Origin of the sequence: Chitinophaga sp., assembly GCF_035564935.1 — a bacterium.
GTDB lineage: Bacteria > Bacteroidota > Bacteroidia > Chitinophagales > Chitinophagaceae > Chitinophaga.
Genome location: NZ_DATMTE010000175.1, coordinates 1 through 5,987 on the forward strand (window position 1 = coordinate 1; position 5,987 = coordinate 5,987).

Genomic DNA, 5,987 nt, shown 5'->3' on the forward strand with positions numbered 1-5,987 from the left:
AAGAATAAAGCTTGCCTTTTGTAGTAACGGCATTACCGGTATTCAGCCAGGCTTCTACAAACAGCCGGTTTTCCAGGGAAGCATGTGTGCCAAATAATTTATTGCCGGTGGAACTGGTAAAGAGGCGGCCGGTCTGGGAACCCTCCAGCTGGGACATGCCCATCATAGAATAAGCACCTGTTACGCCTGCCGAAGCGGGCACCAGATGTGCGTCGTTACCATCATAATAAATAGCGGGGTTGAAGTTGACCATGCCGGTGGTATTGTCCGGATCTCCTGTTGGGACCATGTGGTTGGCATTACCAGAAATATCTCCCCAGTTAATGCCATTCACAGCCTGGTCGGCCCGGTACCATGCAAGGATGCCGTTGCTCACTGCAGCAGGGCCCTGAATGGTCATTGGCATGCTGTTACCAAACTCCGATGTTCCGCAGGTATTTGCGGGAATGCGAAGTGTGGCTGTCCAGAAACCGAGGCCGGTGGCGCCGGGCCCTGTATTGTAAGTGATTGTTTGCGTTGAAGTGCCGGCAGATAATCCTGTTAAGGTAGTAACATAATATTGCCCGCTCGTTTTACTCGTAGCGGGATCGCTGGCATAAATATCTATCGTGTATTGCGCACCGGCCGTTATATTAGGTATGGTGAGCTGTAACTGGTACTTGCCCGCTCCCTGCGCGGTGGACGACACCAATACCGGCGCCTTGCCGGCAGCAGCCGTATACGTACAGTTACCGGCTGGATTCGCGATACCCAGACCTCTATTATTATAAATGGAGTTATTGCTGATGATTACCTTATTAGGTGCGTCATTATTTATACCTGCCCCACCGTTATCATGTATTACGCAACCGGTCACCTGTGCATCCGTTACGCCGGCCCCACCGTAAAACCAGATACCGTGGCTGGTGCTGTTCACTACCGTATCGCCTGTCAGGTCATAATCAGAAACGGCATTGGCGCCATTAAGCACAATAGCCGACCGCACACTGTTGCGGAAGGAAGAGTTGATAATATCTACATTGCTGCGTGCAAAGTTCCCGGCGATTCCAATCCCATCATTATTATAGTTAAATTTTGAATTGGTTACCTGGAAGTTAGTCGCCGCTCCGCCTGCCACCAGTCCTCCAACGTCAAATCTATTTATGGTAACATTGTTGATGGTCACATCTGTTGCCGTACTCAGGAAATAGATCCCATGGTCCGCATCATTCGTGTTACCTGCCTTATCCCCATCCAGTACTGAATTACTAATGTTAACATTACTTGCAACACCTTCAAATCTTATATAAGACGTGGTAGGGTAAAGTCCGGGCACAGGAGTTCCCATCGAGGCATTACTGATTGTAATATTGCTGGCAGCGCCATTGAACCATACGTTATAAATATCATTTTCAATTATGTTGATAGAGTCAAGGGTGATGCCGTTTGCAGTATTGTCGAAACGGATGGCGTAGTCCCCGTCATCATCCGTTCCTATCACATCCATATCTACGGTGGTCCTGTTGATCTCAAAATTGGTAGCCGGATAGTCGCAGTAAATACCCAGCGACACCCCGCTCCATAAGCTATCTAAAACCACATTCCTGAACAGCACATTATTAGCCGTTTCCACAGCACCGGTAGTGTTATCAAGCACAATACCGTTCTGGAAACCGCTGACATTACTATTGGTCAGCGTAAACCCGTTTACACCTGCATCCCTGAACACGATCCCTTCAGCGCCCCGGGTATTATTGGCGGTGCTGAGCTGGATATTGTCCATCACCAGGTTGGTCTGCATACCGCCCGTAAAATAAAAAGCCCGCCCGATATGTGGAGCGGCGCTGTTGGTTGGTTCTACATCTGTGGAATAAATATTCCTTACCGTTAAACCGGTGGATGCCCCTTGCACCCTCATAAATGAATTGAGGAAGTTCCCAACGGTGCTGAAAGAGCGTATATTCTCAATCGTTATACCTGTCCTGTTCGGCGATATGTCCACATCAATGTCCCCGTTATTCTGGATCGTAAAATTCCGGATGGTTACACTGTCCGCATTGATCACAAAAGGATTAATAACGGAATTGGCGCCAGTGGAATACAGCGTGATCCTGTTCTGCCCGTCGATGGTCAGCTTCTTTACCGTAATGGTGGGCATGGAAGAGGCCAGCGTGATCTGTCCGTGCACATTGAACACGATCTCGTGTGGGCCGGCGCCCGCTGCGTTGGCATCCAGGATCGCCTGCCGGAATGAACCCGGTCCTGCGTCGTTGGTATTGGTAACGGGGAAGCTGTTTGCCGTTGCGGCAACAGTTGCCATCATCCCAAACAGGGCCAGCAACAAACGTTTGCAGCCTTTGCTGAAAAATCTCGGTCCGGATTTCGTAACATTAAAGAGGGACATAATGCAATAAACTTTGGGTAATGAGGAGGCCTGTCTGCTATGACGCACAGCAAGCCTGGAAAGATTCTTTGAGAACCTTTATATGCTTATATACAGATATGGTTGCCTGTTAGAACCGGTACATGGCATTATTCAGCCGGTACCGGGTAAACGGAAGCTTCACATGGCTCATAATTGACGGGATTTGTACCAGTACGCAATTGTAAGGCCCGCATTTTGCGGTGATTGGGTAAAAATTTCCATAGGAAAACGTTATGATGACAAAAAAGGATATGGGTAATATTTATTTCAGTCCTAAACTTCGCAGGATGTTCACATGACTCAACGGAACAAACTGTTTAGCGAAAATAGATAAATCATGGCTACACTTTTGTCGTTTTAATTCAATGTCACTGTAGTATTTACACTACATGCAACTAACGCCAGGCACCATATAAAGATATTAGTGGCAGTAATAACCATGAAGTGTAACTATGCTGTATTTATATTGTCACAGCCGCACTTATAATACTTCTCCGGTCATTCTTATCAACTGCCATCTCAGCCGGGTTTTCCGGAACGCAGCAGCTTTCCGGTTTTGGAGTAATCATTATCTTAATGTTTTTATCTAGTAAAAAATACCAGCATTGAAAAAAAATACTATTTTAGGGCCGACAAACTATGTACCCGCGATTCCCTAACCTGAAGCCTGAATGAGAAAGATATTAATAGCAGATGACCATTCTATTGTAAGACTTGGCACGAAGCAGGTTTTATGCTCAATGCCCGACGCGATGCTTATTACCGAAGCAAAAACATTTGATGAGGCCATTTTCCTTATTGAAGGCCAATCCTTCGACCTGCTGATACTGGACATCAATATGCCCGGTGGAAACAACCGGCAAATGATAGATGCAGTGAAGCTGAGGCAGCCAGGTATCAGGATACTGATTTTTTCTGCGTACGATGAAATACTGTATGCCCTTAATTATCTCCAGGCAGGCGCAGATGGTTATATCGAGAAAAATTCCCCCGACGAAGATTTCAGAACAGCCATCAATACCGTGCTTATGGGAGAAAAGTATATCAGCAGGGCAGTCCGAGAATTACTGATCGGTAAATTTACAGGGCAGCAGGAACATCGCAATAATCCTTTTACAGTGCTTTCTCCGCGGGAGATAGAAGTAATGAACCTGATTACAAAAGGACTTCCGTTGATAAAAATTGCGGAAATACTTCATTTGCAGTTAACCACTGTGAGCACTTACAAAACGCGCATCTTTGAAAAAGTAGGCGTAAAGAATGTGATCGCCTTAATCGAAAAAGCACAAATGTATAAGACTACCAGTCATTTAGCCTGAGCTGCAGGGAAACACCGGTACCTCCGTCGATGCCCGGATAAGCAAACAGCCTGCCCTTTATCAGCGGGAGCAGTTCCTTTACCAGGATAAGCCCTATCCCGGCATTGCTGAGATTTCCCATGCTGTCATTTCCGGTTTGATTGATCCAGTCTCTCACTTCCGGGGGCATACCGAAACCGCTATCCAGCAAATGTATGGTAAGCACCTGCTCATCTTTTTCAGCGCTTATTTTTACGCCTCCCCTGGCAGTATATTTTACCGCATTGTCTAACAGGTTATGTAACACCACTGCCAGCAGCTGCTTGTTAATTACTATGGTCATTCCCCCCGGAATACTATTGCTGATCTGTATCTCCTTTGAACTCGATACCGGCCTGAAGATCTCCATCTTTTCTTCCATTAACCGGCCTATGTCTACTGTTTCTTCTGAAAAATCGCCGGTGAGGAAGGAAATCCGCATGTAATGTATCAGGTTATCTACCAGGTGATGCATGCGGTAAAGACTATCATAGGTCACGGTTTTTATTTCCTTTTCCTGCAGCACTCCGGATGATGGTTCATCTTTATTTACCCTGATCAAAAATTTCAGCGGCGTTTTAATATCATGGGTAATGGCAGCCAGCAAACGCTTATGCATAAAACTTTGCTTACGGAGCTGCTCATCCGAATCCTGGAGTATGGTCATTGTTTCCTCCAGCTCCCGGGTACGGCTCATTACCTTTAATTCCAGCTGCCTGTTCTTTTCCCGGATACGCCGGATGCGTATCTTGTAAAACAACACTACCAGGCAGATTAAAGCGAGCAATACAGCCAGTCTGAACCATCCTTCTTCGTAAAATGCTTTCTGCACACGAATAGCAATCACCTTCTCCGTATATTGATCTCTTCCAAATCCCTTCAGCTTCCTGATGCGGACACGGTAATCGCCCGATGGTAAAGATGAAAACGTGATTGTTCTGTCGCTGCTCACAGGTAGCCATATTTGCTCTTCCGGCTTTTCTCCTGTTTCCAGGGAATAATAAAACTGCAGGTTCCTGGGGTCGCCAAAATAGGGAGAGCTGATATGAAACCGGAAGCTTTGGAAATTATTGGGCAGGTTAAATTGTGCGGAGGCGGCGGTTGGTTTCAGGTTATGTTCCACCCAGTCTATATAAATGCCTTTATCCGGCATTTCCATCCGGATAGCAGACGGTGTAAACTGCACCAATCCATCCAGCGATGGCAGGGAAATATCTCCATCCTCATATTCTATGGAGCAGGGCTCGCAGCCGCCATTGAACTCGTTCGTGTTAAAGCCCTGGTCTTTCCCAAAGTAATAATAATATAAATCCCGTTGTCTTCCCTCTGCAAAATCAATGGCATCCTGCCGCCTGATCCGGAATAATCCCTTGTTGGTAGTGAGCCAGAAATAACCCTGGTCATCTTCTGTAATACAATGGGTGGTAGCCATATACCGCTGCCGGTCCTGCGGCAGCGCCGCCAACCGTTCGTTGTGGTAAAGAAAAACGCCCCGGTCATAAGTGGTGATCCAAACTTCCCCGTGTGTGGGAATATAGATGCTTCTTACATTTCCCTGTTCCAGCCCTTTGATCGTATCAGTACGCCCCGAAGGCAAATGTACCCGGTACAGTCCCTTACTGGTACCTACCCATAAAACTCCCGGCTTCCCTTCTTTAATATAGGTTACATCGCTAACGGCGGCGGGGAGCGACTGTAATGCCAGGCGGGGGTTAGCTGTTTTTATATAATAAAGCCCCGGATATTTCCCGCCCACCCATAAGTTTCCTCCCTGGTCCGCGTATACCTGGCCAATGAGAAACGGCAATTCAACTTTGCGCAATACCTGCCTGAAGTCCGGTGATACGGTAACTAATGCAACTCCATCCCTTCCCCAGTATCTTCCCTGTTTATCCCGGGCCAGTGTATATTTTTCCAGCGTGCTTTCCTTATTGAACGACAACGGCAGCCAGCTGAATTTCCCTTTCTGGTTAAACATAAGCCCGGCAGCTGTTACCACGGCGTTCCCGGGAAAGGGAGCCTGGGCATAAAATACTTCTGCTCCCGGAATATCAGTTTTACGCACAGTAAATTGTTGCCTGGTTCCGATATATAAGCCCTTTGTGGAGCTACCGAGGAAAACGCGGCTGTTAGGCTGATCATAGTAGATCGTCTTAATATAGCTCTGGCGAAAATTGAAATCCTGCATCACTACCGAACTGCGTATCCCAACGCCCCTTTCTATCTGCAGCTGATAGCAGTTGCTA

At 47.0% G+C, this 5,987-nt stretch carries 3 protein-coding genes; 1 reads left to right on the forward strand and 2 read right to left on the reverse strand.

The window, feature by feature from the left end; all coding sequences use genetic code 11:
- The coding region (locus tag VN105_RS04630) for a right-handed parallel beta-helix repeat-containing protein (RefSeq protein ID WP_325638399.1) at positions 1-2,383 on the reverse strand (2,383 nt) is incomplete at its 3' end.
- 692 nt (positions 2,384-3,075) lie between these two features.
- On the opposite strand from VN105_RS04630, the gene VN105_RS04635 reads away from it, so the two are divergent.
- A complete protein-coding gene (locus tag VN105_RS04635; protein WP_325638401.1) occupies positions 3,076-3,723 on the forward strand; it encodes a response regulator transcription factor in 648 nt (215 codons plus the stop codon).
- On the opposite strand, the gene VN105_RS04640 is transcribed toward VN105_RS04635, so the two are convergent.
- Positions 3,704-5,987 (reverse strand): ATP-binding protein (locus VN105_RS04640; protein ID WP_325638403.1); only part of this gene is annotated, 2,284 nt, incomplete at its 5' end. The genes VN105_RS04635 and VN105_RS04640 overlap by 20 nt on opposite strands.